This is a genomic window from Herbaspirillum hiltneri N3 (assembly GCF_001267925.1).
Lineage (GTDB): Bacteria > Pseudomonadota > Gammaproteobacteria > Burkholderiales > Burkholderiaceae_D > Herbaspirillum > Herbaspirillum hiltneri.
The window spans coordinates 910,868-927,476 of record NZ_CP011409.1; the positions used below are offsets into that span (position 1 = coordinate 910,868).

13 protein-coding genes are annotated in these 16,609 nt (G+C 60.1%); 9 read left to right on the forward strand and 4 right to left on the reverse strand.

Annotated elements, in window-relative coordinates:
- Nucleotides 1–344: 344 nt before the first annotated feature.
- Nucleotides 345–2,081 (forward strand): methyl-accepting chemotaxis protein, encoded by a 1,737-nt coding sequence (locus F506_RS04155; RefSeq protein ID WP_053195465.1) that lies wholly within the window; start codon nt 345–347, stop codon nt 2,079–2,081.
- Nucleotides 2,082–2,151: 70 nt separating this feature from the next.
- Here the strand turns inward: F506_RS04155 and F506_RS04160 are convergent, their stop codons facing one another.
- A complete protein-coding gene (locus tag F506_RS04160; protein ID WP_053195466.1) occupies nt 2,152–2,610 on the reverse strand; it encodes a SixA phosphatase family protein in 459 nt (152 codons plus the stop codon).
- 145 nt (nt 2,611–2,755) lie between these two features.
- Entirely contained in the window at nt 2,756–4,864 is a 2,109-nt protein-coding gene (ppk1, locus tag F506_RS04165) for a polyphosphate kinase 1 (protein WP_053195467.1), read from the reverse strand.
- Nucleotides 4,865–5,249: 385 nt separating this feature from the next.
- On the opposite strand from ppk1, the gene pstS reads away from it, so the two are divergent.
- From pstS to phoR, 7 genes are all read left to right on the forward strand, one after another.
- Nucleotides 5,250–6,299 carry a phosphate ABC transporter substrate-binding protein PstS gene (pstS, locus tag F506_RS04170; RefSeq protein ID WP_053195468.1) on the forward strand — a complete coding sequence of 350 codons (1,050 nt, stop codon included), beginning with the start codon at nt 5,250–5,252 and terminating at the stop codon, nt 6,297–6,299.
- Nucleotides 6,300–6,471: 172 nt separating this feature from the next.
- Nucleotides 6,472–7,446: a phosphate ABC transporter permease subunit PstC gene (gene pstC / locus F506_RS04175; RefSeq protein ID WP_235471367.1), complete on the forward strand. Its 975-nt coding sequence runs from the start codon at nt 6,472–6,474 to the stop codon at nt 7,444–7,446.
- Nucleotides 7,446–8,354, forward strand: a complete 909-nt coding sequence (gene pstA, locus F506_RS04180; RefSeq protein ID WP_053195470.1) for a phosphate ABC transporter permease PstA — start codon at nt 7,446–7,448, stop codon at nt 8,352–8,354. The genes pstC and pstA overlap by 1 nt, the downstream gene beginning before the upstream one ends.
- A gap of 38 nt (nt 8,355–8,392) precedes the next feature.
- Nucleotides 8,393–9,178 carry a phosphate ABC transporter ATP-binding protein PstB gene (gene pstB, locus F506_RS04185; protein ID WP_053195471.1) on the forward strand — a complete coding sequence of 262 codons (786 nt, stop codon included), beginning with the start codon at nt 8,393–8,395 and terminating at the stop codon, nt 9,176–9,178.
- A 168-nt stretch (nt 9,179–9,346) separates the two neighbouring features.
- Nucleotides 9,347–10,057, forward strand: a complete 711-nt coding sequence (gene phoU / locus F506_RS04190) for a phosphate signaling complex protein PhoU (RefSeq protein ID WP_053195472.1) — start codon at nt 9,347–9,349, stop codon at nt 10,055–10,057.
- A 49-nt stretch (nt 10,058–10,106) separates the two neighbouring features.
- A complete protein-coding gene (locus F506_RS04195) occupies nt 10,107–10,784 on the forward strand; it encodes a response regulator (protein WP_053195473.1) in 678 nt (225 codons plus the stop codon).
- 92 nt (nt 10,785–10,876) lie between these two features.
- Nucleotides 10,877–12,196 (forward strand): phosphate regulon sensor histidine kinase PhoR, encoded by a 1,320-nt coding sequence (gene phoR / locus F506_RS04200; protein WP_053195474.1) that lies wholly within the window; start codon nt 10,877–10,879, stop codon nt 12,194–12,196.
- A 70-nt stretch (nt 12,197–12,266) separates the two neighbouring features.
- On the opposite strand, the gene F506_RS04205 is transcribed toward phoR, so the two are convergent.
- Nucleotides 12,267–14,108 (reverse strand): TRAP transporter large permease, encoded by a 1,842-nt coding sequence (locus F506_RS04205; RefSeq protein WP_053195475.1) that lies wholly within the window; start codon nt 14,106–14,108, stop codon nt 12,267–12,269.
- Nucleotides 14,109–14,134: 26 nt separating this feature from the next.
- A complete protein-coding gene (locus tag F506_RS04210) occupies nt 14,135–15,199 on the reverse strand; it encodes a TRAP transporter substrate-binding protein (RefSeq protein WP_053195476.1) in 1,065 nt (354 codons plus the stop codon).
- Between the two features lie 255 nt (nt 15,200–15,454).
- Between F506_RS04210 and F506_RS04215 the strand changes: the two genes are divergently transcribed.
- Complete coding sequence (locus F506_RS04215) at nt 15,455–16,369, forward strand: LysR substrate-binding domain-containing protein (RefSeq protein WP_053195477.1); 915 nt, start codon at nt 15,455–15,457, stop codon at nt 16,367–16,369.
- Nucleotides 16,370–16,609 lie beyond the last annotated feature (240 nt).

A 16,609-nucleotide genomic window follows, 5' to 3' on the forward strand; every position in this document is an offset into this window, starting at 1 on the left:
TTATCTAAGATGCGGCACAAGCATCGAAGGGTAACGAAACGTCGGAACAGTACACGCGCACAGACGCGGCATTCACGGCGATAAAAGGAATGGCCGAGGCGGAATCTTCCACCTTGGCGCACCGCCTTTTCCCGATCAACAGATGTTGCTGAACAACAAGAAAAAACGGAGCGAAACCCGTACAATTACTCGAAACCCAGGCAGGCATGAATCCTGCTGACGAAACAAGGCAGACCGTCCGCCGGTGAATCCGGCCCGATCTTCCTGCAACAGCAAGTAGTGGAACTATCCGGCGGTTTGCATCTTCAGGGACGGCAGTTTTTTATCAGGGGAAGTTGAGCGTTATGATTTCAAATATCAAAATTGGCACACGTCTTGCACTGGGGTTCTGCCTGGTCTTGCTCTGCGCAGCGGCGATCCTGCTCAACGGCCTGTGGCGCATGACCGAGATGGAAAGCAGCAGCGCCTACATCATCGACCAGAAGGTCGCCAGCATGACCGCGGCGATGAGCATGCGCGAATCCGGCAGCGCCCTGGCGCTGGCCTTGCGCAAGGTGGTCACGCCTACCGACGCCGCCGAAGGCCAGCAGGAAAACCAGCGCCTGGCCAAGATCCTGCAGGCTTACGCAGGCTATGAAAATCAACTCACCAAGCTGACTTCCACCGACAAGGGCAAGGCGCTGCTGACGGCCTCCGCCGCCGAGCGCAAGGTGCTGTTCCCGATCGTCGAAAAGATCCGTGAAATGGTCGGCGCCGGCAATTACTTCGACGCGGCCCAACTCCTCAAGAGCGACTTCCTGCCGTCCTACGACAAGTGGATGGCCAGCGTCGCCGCGCTCGCCGCGTATCAGCAGGAAGACATGTCGGCGGCCTACGTGGCCTTCCAGGCCAGTTATCACAGCGGCCAGATCGGCATGATCGTGATCGGCCTGGTGACATTGCTGCTGGGCGCCTTCTTCACCTGGTCGATTACCCGCACCATCACCGCGCCGCTGCTGCGCGCCGGCAAGATCACCGAAACCATCGCCAGCGGCGACCTGACCCAGACCGTGGAAGAAAAGAGCCACGACGAAGCGGGTCAACTGGTGCATTCGCTCAACACGATGCAGACCAAGCTGGCGGTGACCGTCAATGAAATCAAGCAGAGCGCCGCCATCATCGCGGTGGCGTCGCAAGAGATCGCCACCGGCAACGCCGACCTGTCGAACCGCACTGAATCGCAGGCTTCCAGCCTGGAAGAAACCGCCAGCTCGATGGAGCAACTGACCTCGACGGTCAAGCAGAACGCCGAGAATGCACATCAGGCCAACCAGCTCGTGATGTCGGCCTCCGACTATGCGGTCAAGGGCGGCAAGGTGGTCGGCGACGTGGTGCAGACCATGGGTTCGATCAAGGAAAGCTCGAGCAAGATCGTCGACATCATCGGCGTCATCGACGGCATCGCTTTCCAGACCAATATCCTCGCCTTGAACGCGGCAGTGGAAGCGGCGCGCGCCGGTGAGCAGGGTCGTGGCTTCGCCGTGGTGGCCTCCGAAGTGCGCAGCCTGGCGCAGCGCTCGGCATCGGCCGCCAAGGAAATCAAGACCCTGATCGGCGACTCGGTCAGCAAGGTCGACGCCGGCGGCAAGCTGGTCGATGAAGCCGGCGTGACCATGAGCGAAATCGTCACCTCGGTCAAGCACGTGGCCGACATCATGGGTGAGATCACCGCCGCCAGCAAGGAACAGAGCGCCGGCATTGCCGAAGTCAACAACGCCATTTCGCAGATCGATGAAATCACGCAGCAAAATGCGGCGCTGGTCGAACAGGCCGCAGCGGCGGCGGAGAGCCTGCAGGAACAGGCCGATCTGCTGGCGCGCGCGGTCGGCGTCTTCAAGATCGACAACGCCGCCTTCGCCGCCCAGGCTGTGAGTACGCCGTCGATGCTGAAGACTGTGAATCCGCCGTTGGAGCTGGCGGCCGAGGCAGCCGCTCCGGCGGCCCCGGCGAGCAAGCCGCCAGCGGCGCGCCAGAAGACCTTGGCGCCGACGCCGAAGCGTCCTGCGGTGTCGCAGGATGAAGGAAGCTGGGAAGAGTTTTAAGCCGTTCCGGCCCGGGTGATCGGGTCCGGTCGTTAAAAAGGCTGCTCGATGAGCAGCCTTTTTATTTTGACTATTTGGAAATGAGATCCGGCGCCATCACCGCACGCAAATAATTGGTCGTGATGTCGCCGCGTTCGCGCTGCGCGATCCACCACACGTTGGCTTTGCGGATCGACCATTCCTGCTGCTGGCCGCTGATCAGTTGCGCGGCCGCCAGGCCCAGCGTCGGCTGGTGGCCGATCACCAGTACCGGTTCGCGGCTGTCGGGCCAGTTGGCGGCGGCGAGCAGGTCTTGCGGACTTTTGTCGGGCGCCAGGTCGGGATGGATTTTGAACTTGCGGCCGAGCGCTTCGGCCGTCTGCAAGGTGCGGGTGGCGGGACTGACCAGGATACGGCAGCTTTCCGGCAGATTGCGGTCGAGCCAGTCGGCGACCTTCCAGGCCTGCTTGTGTCCCTTGCCGGTGAGGGCGCGGCCCTCGTCGGGTTCGCCGAGTTCCGCTTCGGCATGACGCCATAAGATCAGTTCCATGGGGATTCGCCTCCGCTGATAAGAGTCGCTGATAAAACGTCGATGGCATGGCGCGCCGACGCAGACAGTACAAGAGTATCCCAGTTAACGGACCGGGAGAAGCAACGCCGGCGGCGTCTTGTCAGCCCCTCCAGGCCGGGTCGTGTCATTCCTCGCCTGGCACGGCAATGCCGAGTGTGTGCATCAGGTGAGCTTGCGCGCTGAATGCAGCCTGGCGCGTCCGTGGTTTCTTCTGTACATAGACGCCGTCGCAGTTCAGGTGCCAGGCGTTGGTATTGTCCTTCAGGTAGGGATCGAGGCCTTCCGTGATGATGCGTTTCTTGAGCGACTTGTCCAGAATCGGGAACGCCACTTCGATGCGGCGGAACAGGTTGCGGTTCATCCAGTCGGCGCTCGACAGATAGACGTCGTGCGCCAGGTCGTTGCGGAAATAATAGATGCGCGAGTGTTCCAGGTAGCGGCCGATCACCGAGCGCACGCGGATGTTTTCAGACAGACCGGCCACGCCCGGACGCAGCGCGCAGGCGCCGCGCACGATCAGGTCGATCTTGACGCCGTCGGCCGAGGCCGCATACAGCGCACGGATCACCGACTCGTCCAGCAAGGCGTTCATCTTGGCGATGATGCGCGCCGGCCGGCCTTCCCGGGCGATCTGCGCTTCGTTGCGGATGGCGCGGATAATTTCCTTCTGCAGCGAGAACGGTGCCAGCCACAGATAACTCAGGGTGCGCGGCTTGGTCAGCGTGGTCAGGTGGATGAACACTTCGTTGACTTCGGCGGTCAGTTCGCGGTGCGAGGTCAGCAGGCCGAAGTCGGTATAGAACTTGGTCGTGGTCGGGTGGTAATTACCGGTGCCGAGGTGAGCGTAGAAGTGCAGGGCATTGTCTTCGCGGCGGATCACCAGCGCAATCTTGGCGTGGGTCTTGAGGCCGACCACGCCGTAGACGACTTGCGCGCCGGCCTGTTCCAGCTTGACCGCCCAGTTGATGTTGGCTTCCTCGTCGAAGCGCGCCATCAGTTCCACGATGACGGTGACTTCCTTGCCGCGCTGGGCGGCGTGGATGAGCGCTTCCATCAGGTCGGAGTTCATGCCGGTGCGGTAAATGGTTTGCTTGATCGCCATCACGCTGGGATCTTGCGCCGCGGTGCGGATGAAATCCACCACCGGCTGGAACGACTGGAACGGATGATGCAGCAGCACGTCGCGCTTCTTCAGCACGGCGAAGATGTTTTCGTTCTGCAGGTGCGGCGGCAGCGTCTGCGCAAACGGCGGGAAGCGCAGCGCCGGCTCCGACACGAGGTCGACCAGTTCCGATAGGCGCACCAGGTTCACCGGTCCCTTGACGGCATACAGGCGGTTGCGTTCGATCGAGAACTGCTCGAGCAGGAATTGCGCGAGGTGTTCGGGACAGTTGTTGGCGACTTCGAGACGCACGCCGACGCCGAACTGGCGGCTCTGCAATTCAGTCTGCAGGGCTTGGCGCAAGTTCTTGACTTCTTCTTCGTCGACCCACAGGTCGCTGTTGCGCGTGACGCGGAACTGGGAATAGGCGGTGATTTCGCGGCCGGTAAACAATTCCGCAATATGCGCATGGATCACCGAGGACAGCAGGCAAAACGACACGCCTTTCTTGTCCGACAGGCCGTCGGGCAGGCGAATCACGCGCGGCAGAACCCGCGGCGCCTTGACGATGGCGATCGCCGTGCCGCGGCCGAAGGCGTCCTTGCCGGACAGCTCGATAATGAAGTTCAGGCTCTTGTTCAGCACCTGCGGGAACGGATGGGCCGGATCAAGGCCGATCGGTGTCAGCAGCGGCCGCACGTTTTGCTCGAAGTACTGCTTGACCCAGGCGCGCTGCGCCTCGTTGCGGTCTTCGTGGCGCAGCAGGTGGATACCCTTGTGCGCCAGTTGCGGCAGGATGTCCTTGTTCAGCAATTCATACTGGCGCGCCACGATCTGGTGGCATTCGATGCTGGTGCGCTCCAGCGCCGCGCTCAGTTCAGGCGGATCGATGTGTTCGCCCTCGATGCGATTGGCCAGCAGGCTGGCGATGCGCACTTCAAAGAATTCATCGAGGTTGCTGCTGCAGATGCACAGATAGCGCAGACGCTCCAGCAGCGGAATCTGCTTGTTCTCGGCCTGCGCCAGCACCCGGCGATTGAACGCCAGCTGGGACAGTTCGCGGTTGAGGTAAATGGCGGTCGGATTGATTTCTGTGTGTGCGTTATCGTCCGGTTTTTCTTTTCTGGTCATGCGCCGATCCCATTGGTGTTCATAGCTTTTTCGCAGTGTAGGGGGGCTGTATGACAAGTTAATGACAAGGCCGGAGCGCTTTGTCACAAACGCCATATCCCATGCGCATCTGCATTTCCGTCTGGAAATTGTCTCGCTATCCCTGATTCTAACGCCGTCCGCACGCCGATTTCATTGTTGTCCGTCAAGCAATCCCTTCTTTTCCCTTTATGACAAGGGCGGGTCATAAACTCGTCACATTTGCTGGTTAAAGTTCACCCCGTCCCAGGAACTCATTCCATCAGTTCCGCAGGTTTCTTTATAAATTCCGTCAGCAGTGCAGTAGGACGGCAATTTATGAAATGGGTTCTTCGACAAACTATCTCGTCAAACAAAGGAGCAAGACATGGGGTTCAATCACATTCTTAAATCTGTTGCAGTGGCAGTGTGCGGCACGGTCGCATTTTCCGCCGCAGTGCATGCAGCAGAAATCACCGGCGCAGGCGCATCGTTCCCATACCCGATCTACGCCAAGTGGGCGGAGTCGTACAAGGCGGCCACCGGCAACAGCCTGAACTACCAATCCATCGGCTCCGGCGGCGGCATCAAGCAAATCAAGGCCAAGACCGTTGACTTCGGCGCATCCGATGCACCGCTGTCGCAAGCCGATTTGGAAGCTGACGGCCTGACGCAATTCCCGGCAGTGGTCGGCGGCGTGGTTCCGGTCATCAACCTGGAAGGTACGACACCAGGCCAGGTCAAGCTGTCCGGTCAAGTGCTGGGCGACATCTACGCCGGCAAGATCACCAAGTGGAATGCTCCTGAAATCGCTGCCCTGAACGCAGGCGTCAAGCTGCCGGCAGAAGACATCACCGTTGTGTACCGTTCCGACGGTTCGGGCACATCGTTCGTGTTCACCAGCTACCTGTCGAAGGCCAATGCCGACTTCAAGTCGAAAATCGGCGCAGGCACTGCAGTGAAGTGGCCGGTTGGCGTGGGCGGCAAGGGTAACGAAGGCGTCGCCGCCAACGTGCAAAAGGTCAAGGGTGCAATCGGCTACGTCGAATACGCTTACGTGAAGAAGAACAAGCTGAACTACACCCAGCTGAAGAACAAGGACGGCGCTTTCGTGTCGCCTGACGACGCGACTTTCAAGTCGGCTACCGCCGCTGCCGACTGGGCCAAGACTCCAGGGTTCGCAGTTGACTTCACCGATGCAGCCGGCAAGAACAGCTGGCCGATCAGCAGCGCGACTTTCATCCTGTTGCACAAGGCGCAAGCTGCCGACGGCGCCAAGGGCAAGGAAGTCCTGAAGTTCTTCGACTGGGCATACAAGAACGGCGGCGCAGCTGCAGCCGATCTGGACTACGTGCCGCTGCCTGCCTCGGTCACCAAGCTGGTTGAAGATTCCTGGAAAGCCAATATCAAGGACAGCTCCGGCAAGGCCATCTGGTAATCAGACTCAGCAAGAACCTGTAGTTCGGTAGTGCATTGAATGATGTATAGCGGATTGCGGCGGCGTTCACCATCGCCGCAATCCGCACCAAATGGTGAAAATAATGAGCTCAAACATCTCTGCCACGACCATGTCGAACACCGATTTAGGCAAGCCTCCCGCAGATAGCGCCATGCAACAAGCTCAGCACGCGCACGCAGCGCTGTTGGCGACCATGCGCAAGCAGCGCATTCAAGATTTCCTCTTTCATAAAGTCACGCTGATCTTCGCCTTGTCGGTACTGGTGATGCTCGGCGGGATTATTGTTTCCCTCTTCATCGGCGCCTGGCCGGCCTTCCATGAGTTTGGCCCGGGCTTCATCACGCGCGTGGAGTGGGATCCGGTCAATGACCAGTACGGCGCCGCGATCGCCATCGTCGGCACGCTGACGACGTCGCTGATCGCGCTGCTGATCGCGTTCCCGGTCAGCTTCGGCATTGCCCTGTTCCTCACCGAAATCTGCCCGAGCCGCCTGCGCCGTCCTCTCGGCACGGCAGTCGAACTGCTGGCCGGTGTGCCCAGCATCATCTACGGCATGTGGGGCCTGTTCGTGTTTGCGCCATTGTTCGCCGAATACGTCCAGCCGGCCCTGAAAGCCACCCTCGGCCAACTGCCTGTGATCGGCGCCTTGTTCCAGGGCCCGACCATGGGTATCGGCATCCTGACCGCCGGCCTGATCCTGTCGGTCATGATCATCCCGTTCATCGCCTCGGTGATGCGCGACGTGTTCGAAGTGGTGCCGGCCGTGCTGAAGGAATCCGCTTACGGCCTCGGCTGTACGCGTTGGGAAGTGGTGCGCAAGGTGGTGCTGCCGTACACCAAGACCGGTGTGGTCGGCGGCGTCATGCTGGGCTTGGGTCGCGCCCTCGGCGAAACCATGGCGGTCACCTTCGTGATCGGCAATTCCCACCGTCTTTCGTGGTCGCTGTTCGCCGCCGGCAACAGTATCGCTTCCACGCTCGCCAATGAAATCGCGGAAGCGTCGTCCAAGCTGCACGTGTCGTCGCTGTTCGCCCTCGGTCTGATCCTGTTCGTGATCACCTTCATCGTGCTGGCCGTGGCGAAGGTCATGTTGATGGGTATGACACGCAAGGAAGGTGCAAAATAATGAACCAACAAGTCACTCCGCAAGCCGGTGCGAAGGATGTCGCCGTGCCGCTGAACTCGCCGCTGAACCCGGTCTATCGCCGTCGCCTGCTGCAGCATCGCGTCGGCATGCTGTTCTCGTTCCTGGCGATGGCGGCCGGCCTGGCCGTGCTGGCCTGGATCCTGCTGACGCTGGTGATCAAGGGCTTCGGCGCACTCAACTTCGGCATGCTCACGCAAAACACGCCTTCGCCCGGCGGCGACGGCGGCGGCCTGCTTAATCCGATCATCGGCAGCTTGCTGATGGTGGGCCTGGGCACTGTGATCAGCACGCCGATCGGCATCCTGGCCGGCATCTACCTGGCTGAATACGGCGAAGAGAGCAAGCTGGCGCAGGTCACGCGTTTCGTCACCGACATCATGCTGTCGGCGCCGTCCATCGTCATCGGTCTGTTCGTCTACGCGATCTACGTCGCCAATGTCGGCCACTTCTCCGGCTGGGCCGGCACCTTCGCGATTTCGCTGATTGCGATCCCGGTGGTGGTGCGTACGACCGACAACATGCTGAAGCTGGTGCCGAGCAGCCTGCGCGAAGCCGCCTTCTCGCTCGGCGCGCCGCGCTGGAAAGTAGCGATGATGGTGCGCCTGCGCGCCGTCAAGGCCGGCGTCGTGACCGGCGTGTTGCTGGCAGTGGCGCGCATCTCCGGCGAAACCGCTCCGTTGCTGTTCACCGCGCTCAACAACCAGTTCTTCAGCACCAACATGAACCAGCCGATCGCCAACCTGCCGGTGGTGATCAACCAGTTCGCCATGAGTCCCTACGACAACTGGGTAGCACTTGCATGGGGTGGCGCCTTGCTGATCACCTTCAGTGTGCTCGCGCTGAATATCCTGTCCCGCACCATGTTCAGCCAACGCGTCCCCGGTTGATACCGGATAACCGATAAGCGAATCGACAAGTGAATACTATGACTACGCAAACATCCGCAACAGCAGACAAGAAATCGACCATCGAAATTTCGCAGCTGAATTTCTACTACGGCGGTTTCCAGGGCCTCAAGAACATCAACCTCAATATCTTCGAAGGCAAGGTCACCGCCTTCATCGGCCCGTCGGGCTGCGGCAAGTCGACCCTGCTGCGCACCTTCAACCGCATGTATGACCTGTATCCGGGTCAACGTGCCGAAGGCAAGATCATGTACGCCGGCAACAACATCCTCGAACCGGGCCAGGACCTGAACATGCTGCGCGCCAAGGTCGGCATGGTGTTTCAGAAGCCGACGCCGTTCCCTATGTCGGTCTACGACAACATCGCCTTCGGCATCCGCTTGTACGAAAACCTGCCCAAGGGCGAAATGGACGAACGCGTCGAATGGGCCCTGAACAAGGCCGCGCTGTGGGGTGAAGTCAAGGACAAGCTGAACAAGAGCGGCCTGTCCCTGTCGGGCGGTCAGCAACAGCGCCTGTGCATCGCCCGCGGCGTCGCGGTCAAGCCGGAAGTGCTGCTGCTGGATGAGCCGACTTCGGCGCTGGATCCGATCTCGACCGCCAAGGTGGAAGAGCTGATCGGCGAACTGAAGAACGACTACACCATCGCCATCGTGACGCACAACATGCAGCAAGCGGCGCGCTGCTCGGATTACACCGCCTACATGTACTTGGGCGAATTGATGGAATTTGGTGAAACCGACCAGATTTTCATGAATCCGGCGCGCAAGGAAACCCAAGACTACATTACCGGCCGTTTTGGATAAGGTACGGCATAAGCTACTGCGCGCACCGATCTCCGAGTGGCGATGCTCGCCGTACCCCAGTACGGCTGCGCTTCTCACTCAGACCTCGGCGCTGCTCGCTACGCTTCTGCCGCACCTCTTGAGGCCAGCGGGTCATCAACAAATATTTTCTATTTTTAAGGACGTGACATGACAGGCGATCACTCTTCCAAGCAATACGATGCTGATCTGGAAACCATTCGTTCCAACGTGCTGGCCATGGGCGGCATGGTGGAGCGCCAGTTCCAGGATGCGATCGCGGCTTTCCGCAGCGGCAATCTGGAGTTGGCCGCGCGCGTGATGAAGGACGACGAGGCGGTCAATCGCCTGGAAGTCGAACTGGATGATGCCTGCAGCCACCTGATCGTGCGTCGCCAGCCGACCGCCAACGATCTGCGCACCGTGATGGCGACCATCAAGATCATCACCGATCTGGAACGCGTCGGCGATGAAGCCACCAAGATCGCACGCAATGCGATCCACCTGCACAAGCGCGGCATCGGCCCGATCAATCACTACGAAACCGTGCGCGTCATCGCCGAAGAAGCGTCGGAAATGCTGCGCAGCGCGCTCGATTCGTTCGCCCGTCTCGATACCGACCAGGCGACCGCGCTGATCGCGCAGGACGCCAGCATCGACCACGGCTTCCGTTCGATCACGCGCAGCCTGGCAACCTTCATGATGGAAGATCCGCGCACCATCTCGGCATCGATCGACACGCTGTGGGTGGCCAAGGCCATTGAGCGTATCGGCGACCACGCCAAGAACATCGGCGAATACGTGATCTACGTCGTCGGCGGCAAGGACATTCGTCACACCGACTTCGGTGCGGCCAAGATCCTTGAAGCCGAAGAAGACTGATCGCGGAGTTTTCCTGACCTGCCACTGACCACTCCCGATAGCGCAAGCCATGACCACCATCCTGATCGTTGAAGACGAACCGTCGATTGCCGAACTGATAGCCTTCACGCTCAAGGAGGCGGGCTGGTCCAGCTTCGTCGTGTCCAATACTGCGGCGGCCTGGGAGTTCGTGCAGCGCCGCGCGCCGCAATTGGTGTTGCTGGACTGGATGCTGCCGGACCGCAGCGGCCTGCACCTGCTGTCGCGCATCCGCGGCGACCGCCAGTTGCAGCAGCTGTCGGTGATCATGCTGACCGCCAAGAGCATGGAAGAGGACAAGATCGCCGGCCTCGACAACGGCGCCGATGACTACATCACCAAGCCGTTTTCGCCGCGCGAGCTGACTGCGCGCATCAAAGCCTTGCTGCGCCGCAAGAGTCCCGAATTTGCGCAGGAAGAAATGCTCGTCGGTCCAGTCACGCTGGATCCGGCCAGTTGTTCGGTCGCCCTGAACGGCGACAAGATTGATATCGGCCATGCCGAATACAAGCTGCTGAAGTTCTTCATGGCGCATCCGGACCGCGTGTTTTCGCGCAGCCAGTTGCTGGATCGCGTCTGGGGCGACCATGTCGTCATCGAAGAGCGCACCGTCGACGTCCACGTCCTGCGCCTGCGCAAGGCCTTGCGCGAAGCCGAGCACCTGATCAAGACGGTGCGCAGCGTCGGTTACATGCTGTCGGCAAAATAACAAAAACAGTACGGCGGTTCCGCAGGAGACGCGGGAACCCGAAAGACCTCTATACTGGACGCCTGTTCCAGTTCTAAACTAACGAGCACTACATGAGTCCACAACTGCTGTTTTGGGTTCCGGCGGCCTTGCGCTTCCTGATCTGCCTGATTGGCGTCTGCGTCGTCTGGTTTTTCTTCGGTGCAACCGCCGGGCTGATCGTCGCCTTGGGCGGCATGGGCGCGCTGGCGTTTACCCAATTGCACTATCTGTTCCGCCTCGGCAGCTGGCTCGACAATCCCAGCCACGCCAAGTTGCCGGACGGGTGGGGCGCCTGGACCGACATTTTTGCGCGCTTGTACCGCATGCGCCGCGACGATGAAAAGAACCAGATCGAGCTGGCCGAATGGCTGGCGCGTTTCCGCCAGGCCATGAGCCTGCTGCCGGACGGCGTGGTGATCATGGACGACGTGCTGTTCCTCGAATGGTGCAATCCGGCGGCGCAACGGCACCTGGGTTTGCAACTCGAGCGCGACAAGGGCATGCGCGTCACCAACCTGATCCGCAATCCCGCCTTCATCGACTACATCATCCTCGGCCGTTATGAGCAGCCGCTGGTGCTGAGCGTGCAGGAGCGCAAGCTGATCGTCCAGATCATTCCGTTCGAGAACCGCCGCCAGATCCTGGTCACGCACGACGCCACCGAATCGGAGCGGATCGACATGATGCGCCGCGACTTCATCGCCAATGCATCGCATGAGCTGCGCACGCCGCTGACGGTCATCAACGGCTTCCTCGAGATCGCGCTGGCGCAGCCGAACCTCGACGCTGAAGTCCGCACCGCGCATCTCAAGCTCATGACCGAGCAGGGGCAGCGCATGCAGAACCTGATCGGCGACATGCTTACGCTGACGCGGCTGGAGTCGGTCGACTACCCGCTGCGTTCGGAACGCGTGCATGTGCGGCCGTTGCTGGAAGGCATCCTGGAAGAGGCCAAGGCGCTGTCGGCCGGCAAGCACCAGATCACGCTGGACGCCGACGGCCCCGATCTTCAGGGCAACGTCGACGAACTGCGCAGCGCCTTCAGCAACCTGGTCTCGAACGCCGTGCGCTACACGCCGCAAGACGGCACCATCAAGTTGTACTGGGAGCGCAAGCCGGACGGCGGCGCGCAATTCGTGGTGCGGGACAACGGCATCGGCATCAGCCAGGAACATATCTCGCGCCTGACCGAGCGCTTCTACCGCGTCGACAAGAGCCGCTCGCGCGAAACGCAAGGCACCGGCCTGGGTCTCGCTATCGTGCGCCACGTGCTGCTGCGCCACCGCGCCACCCTGGGCGTGGAATCGGTGCCGGACAAGGGCAGCACCTTCACGGTGAGCTTCCCGGCGAATGTACTGATAGAGGAATTCGTGCCGGTGGAGAGCGCCTGACTTGTAATCAGGAGTGTCACGGCATGAAAAAGCCCGCTTGGCGGGCTTTTTTCTTTGAGGTCTCGAGAAGTTAAAGAAAGCCGATTGATATCCAGGGAATGAAGGTAATTGCAATCAATCCCAGGAGCAGCATTCCCAGATAGAGCCAGATGCGTTTCAGCGCCACTTCCGGTTTTACTTCGCCGATGATGCAGGCGGCGTAATAACACAGGCCAAACGGAGGAGCAAAAACGCCAAGCCCCATCGCAAGGATTACGACCATCGCGTAGTGGATTTCATGGATGCCGAGCTGGCGTGCCACCGGAAATAGCAAAGGGCCGAACAACACGATCGCCGGGATGCCCTCCAGTACGCTGCCGAGGACAATGAAGGCCGCGATGGAAACCAGCAGGAAGCCGGTTGCCCCGCCCGGCACGGCGGTCATCATTGCTGCAAGGTCATGTGAAAAACCGGATTGCGTCAATGCCCATCCCATCGCGCTGGCTGCGCCGACGATAAAGAGAATGGCGCCGGACAGTGCCGCCGTCTGCACCAGAATCGGCAACGCCATATGCCACTTCAGGCTGCCGCGATAGATGATCAGGCCGACGATGAGCGAATAGGCAATACCGATGGTGGATACTTCGGTCGCAGTCGCCACGCCTTCCACTACTGCGGTACGGATGACGAAGGGCAGCAGTAGGGCAGGCACGGCGATGGCGAAGGTTTTTAGCACGCGTTTGATCGGTGCGCGATTGGTCGCGACATGGTCCGATCCGGCACGCCACCAGGCGACTACGGCCAGCACGATCGCCAGGACGAAGGCGGGCATGATGCCGGCGGTGAACAGCGCCGCGATCGATATTCCAGTCACGGACGCAATCGCGATCAGGACCAGCGACGGCGGAATGGTTTCGCTCATCGCCCCGGAGGCGGCCAGCAAGGAAATGAGCTCGCTGTCCTGCATGCCGCGTTTGCGCATTTCGGGAAACAGCACCGGCGCCACTGCGGCCATGTCTGCGGTTTTGGAGCCGGAGATGCCGGATACCAGCAGCATAGCGCCCAGCAGTACATACGACATGCCGCCTCGGACGTGGCCGACCAGAGCCGCCAAAAATTCCACCATCACGCGCGCCAGGCCGGTCGCATGCACCAACTGCCCCAGAAGCACGAACATCGGCACCGCCAGCAGGATGAGGCTGCTCATGCCTTCATCCATGCGGCCCACGACGATCACCACCGGCGTGGTCGTCGTGGTGAGCAGATACGCACAGGTCGCAATCGCAAAGGCGAAGGCGATTGGGGCACCGGTCATGACTGCCGCACCCAACAAGCCGATGAAGAAGATCGGCAGCGCGCTTTGTCCCATGGCAGTGAACATCGGCGCCCCCAGGTAACAGGCCCCGGCGATGACCGCCAGCAACGCTGCTACCGTAAGGATGTCGCTTTTTTTGTGATGCATCAGGCGCAGCGCACAACTCACGAAGGCAATCAGGAACCCAACCGGTACAGCCAGCGCCCGTACCATGCCGCTCCAGCCCAACGCAGGCGTTTCGACGAAACCCTGGTCCTCGACATAGTCAAAGCTGGGATGGATCATCATCACGAGCAGTACGGCGGTGACGCCTACCGCAAGCGTCTCCGCCCACGCTTGCGCGCGCGGTGACATTTTCGATACAAAGAATGTGAGGCGCATATGGCAGGATCGCTGCACTGCCAGCGCGCTCCCCAACATCGCCAGCCACAGGAACAGGATCGATGCCAGTTCATCGCTCCAGATCAGCGAGCTGTGCAGCACCGAGCGCGCGATGATGCCGATGAACAGCAGCACCACCTCGGCGACCAGTACGCCGGCGGTGAGGACTTCCACCGATTTTTCCAGCCAGTACTGCACGCTGCCCAGCATGTTGCCGACGGGCCTGTTCAATGGCATCGGCGGTGCGGGGCTATGAACGGCGCTCACGACATTTTCCCTACGACGGCCTCCAGCGCAGCCCATGGCGCAGCGCCGAATTTATCGCGCCATTCTTTGTAAAACCCGGCGTCGGACAAGGCTTTGCGGAAGGAGTCGCGATTGGCGGTCTCGAAGACGATGCCTTTCTTGGTGAGCTGGTCCTTGAGCGTGGTGTTGAGTTGCTCAACGTCGCCGCGTTGTTCCATGTAGGCGCGGTCAAACTCGCGCTGCACGATTTTCTTGAGATCGTCTGGCAGATTGGCAAACGCACGGCGATTGCCCAGCATCCAGAACGGATCCCAGATGTGATTGGTCTGGGTGATGTACTTCTGCACCTCGTACAGTTTGCCGGAGTCGATGGCAACCAGGCCGTTTTCCTGGCCATCCACCAGTTTGGTTTGCAGCGCCGTGTAGAGCTCGTTGAAGTTGATGGAGGTCGGGTTGGCGCCCAGAGATTTGAATAGCGACGTGAACATCGGGGACACGGGGACGCGAATGCGGTAGCCCTGCAGGTCGGCCGGCGTCTTGATCGGCTTGGAGGCGGATGAAATCTGGCGGAAGCTGTTGTCGCCGGCCTTGGCCACGGAGACGAAGCCGCTCTTGTCTATTTGTGCGCGGATCAGCTTGCCCAGATCGCCGTCCACGCTGCTCCACACTTGCTGGTAGTCGGAATACGTGAAGCCGACGTTGGTGATTGCAGCCAACGGCACAACGGTTGAAATGACCGAGCCGGCGATGTTGAGGAACTCGACCCCGCCCGAGCGCACTTGCGTCAGCAGATCGGTATCCGAGCCCAGTTGGCTGGCCGGGAAAAAGCGGATGTCGAGTCGACCCGCACTGGCTTCACGGATGCGATCGGTGGCCTGCTTCAGGCGTGCATTGATCGGTTGATCGAGCGACTGCCCGGTGGCCAGCTTGTAGTTGAATTCGGCGGCGCGGGCAGGGCCAGACCAGACCGTGAACAACGGCAACGTCGCTGCTGCGGTCAACAGGCTGCGGCGTTTGGCGGAAGGCAGGTCCGACGATGAATTTGACGAAAAATCTCCGCGTGGCGGTGTGGTTTGCTTCATGCTGTTGTCTCCAGTTTTTATAGGTCGGGATCCGGGTAGAGGGCGACTTGCCTGGTGGAGACGCCTTGTTTTTCCGGATACGGTGCAGCTTGTCTGGCTGCAGCACGCGACATCTTGGTCGAGTGCCTTCGAGATTCCCCGGTCGCTTTCTGCGAGCTTGCCTGGGGAGTCCGTGATTGAATGTAAAAGGTTTATTGGTGAAGTACAATTAATTTATTTTTAAGTATCATGTAGAAAATTTAAAGAGTTCACGCCATGTATCTTCCTCTTCGCTCGATCAGTGTTTTCCATGCGGTAGCCCGCTCCGGCAGCATTTCGAGTGCGGCGGAAGAACTCAATGTCACTCCCTCTGCGGTGAGCCAACAGATCCAGGCGCTCGAAACGCATCTGGGCACCTCCTTGATGGTCAAGGTCGGCCGCGGCGTCGCACTTACGGAGGCCGGCGAGCGCTATTTCTCCATGATCGCCGAGGAGATCGACCGTATTTCCGAGGCCACCCAAAGCATTCGCGGCCTGCGGCCGGTGACGCTGCTGACGGTGCGGGCGACGCCAACCCTGTCTAGCAAGTGGCTGCTGCCGCGATTGCGTTCGTTTCTGGATGCCAATCCCGACCTGGAGGTGCGGCTCAACGGAACCAATGAAGTGACCGACTTTACGCGCGAGACGGTGGACGTTGAAATTCGCCATGGACGGGGCCAATGGCCCGGCTTGTTCACTGAAGGGCTGACGGAGGAATGGTTTTTCCCCGTGTGCAGCCCCGGCTATGCTGCTGCGGACAGTATGAATGTCGCCGATGTCGCTCAGCACCGATTGATTCAGTCGGTCAAATCGCAAGTGCAATGGCCCTATTGGTTTTCCATGAGCAAGATCACGCCGCCGAATCAGATGCGCCGGGTATTGTTCGACCGCAGCCACATGGCGGTTGACGCTGCCGCCGACGGCATCGGCCTGGCGTTGGAAAGCAGCCTGATGATGTGGCGCGAACTGCGCGACGGCAGCCTGGTTTGTCCGGTGCGCAAGCCGCCGAAGATTTCCCAGACCACCCAATGGATCGTCTGTCCGGTTGATCACCTGCGCAAAAACAAAGTCAGTGTCTTCATCGACTGGCTACGCGCAGAAGTCGCGCAATGGCAGGCGGAGCAAGCGCAGTATCTGCGTTTACCGTTCTAGAAATTACCTCTCCCTTCCTCTTCTTTTCCTCCGCTCTTCTTCTCGTCTCTTTTATTTTTTAGAAAAACTAAGCATTTCTCTCGTAAATGTTAATTGTTTTAACAGGATGCGCTGAGTAAACTTTTTTGCACGAATTGGGCGAGTCCAAGCTGCGCAAGAAGCAGTTCGCTCAATGCGTAAGAGTCTGTCGGCTGGTTTGTTCCATAGCGCTGTTTCACGCGTGGGGCAAGACATAACGGC

What these genes read in the sequence shown, in the direction of transcription:
- F506_RS04155 (WP_053195465.1), top strand. Translation starts at nt 345, where the DNA reads ATGATTTCAAATATCAAAATTGGCACACGTCTTGCACTGGGGTTCTGC.
- F506_RS04160 (WP_053195466.1), bottom strand. Translation starts at nt 2,610, where the DNA reads ATGGAACTGATCTTATGGCGTCATGCCGAAGCGGAACTCGGCGAACCC.
- ppk1 (WP_053195467.1), bottom strand. Translation starts at nt 4,864, where the DNA reads ATGACCAGAAAAGAAAAACCGGACGATAACGCACACACAGAAATCAAT.
- pstS (WP_053195468.1), top strand. Translation starts at nt 5,250, where the DNA reads ATGGGGTTCAATCACATTCTTAAATCTGTTGCAGTGGCAGTGTGCGGC.
- pstC (WP_235471367.1), top strand. Translation starts at nt 6,472, where the DNA reads ATGCAACAAGCTCAGCACGCGCACGCAGCGCTGTTGGCGACCATGCGC.
- pstA (WP_053195470.1), top strand. Translation starts at nt 7,446, where the DNA reads ATGAACCAACAAGTCACTCCGCAAGCCGGTGCGAAGGATGTCGCCGTG.
- pstB (WP_053195471.1), top strand. Translation starts at nt 8,393, where the DNA reads ATGACTACGCAAACATCCGCAACAGCAGACAAGAAATCGACCATCGAA.
- phoU (WP_053195472.1), top strand. Translation starts at nt 9,347, where the DNA reads ATGACAGGCGATCACTCTTCCAAGCAATACGATGCTGATCTGGAAACC.
- F506_RS04195 (WP_053195473.1), top strand. Translation starts at nt 10,107, where the DNA reads ATGACCACCATCCTGATCGTTGAAGACGAACCGTCGATTGCCGAACTG.
- phoR (WP_053195474.1), top strand. Translation starts at nt 10,877, where the DNA reads ATGAGTCCACAACTGCTGTTTTGGGTTCCGGCGGCCTTGCGCTTCCTG.
- F506_RS04205 (WP_053195475.1), bottom strand. Translation starts at nt 14,108, where the DNA reads ATGCCATTGAACAGGCCCGTCGGCAACATGCTGGGCAGCGTGCAGTAC.
- F506_RS04210 (WP_053195476.1), bottom strand. Translation starts at nt 15,199, where the DNA reads ATGAAGCAAACCACACCGCCACGCGGAGATTTTTCGTCAAATTCATCG.
- F506_RS04215 (WP_053195477.1), top strand. Translation starts at nt 15,455, where the DNA reads ATGTATCTTCCTCTTCGCTCGATCAGTGTTTTCCATGCGGTAGCCCGC.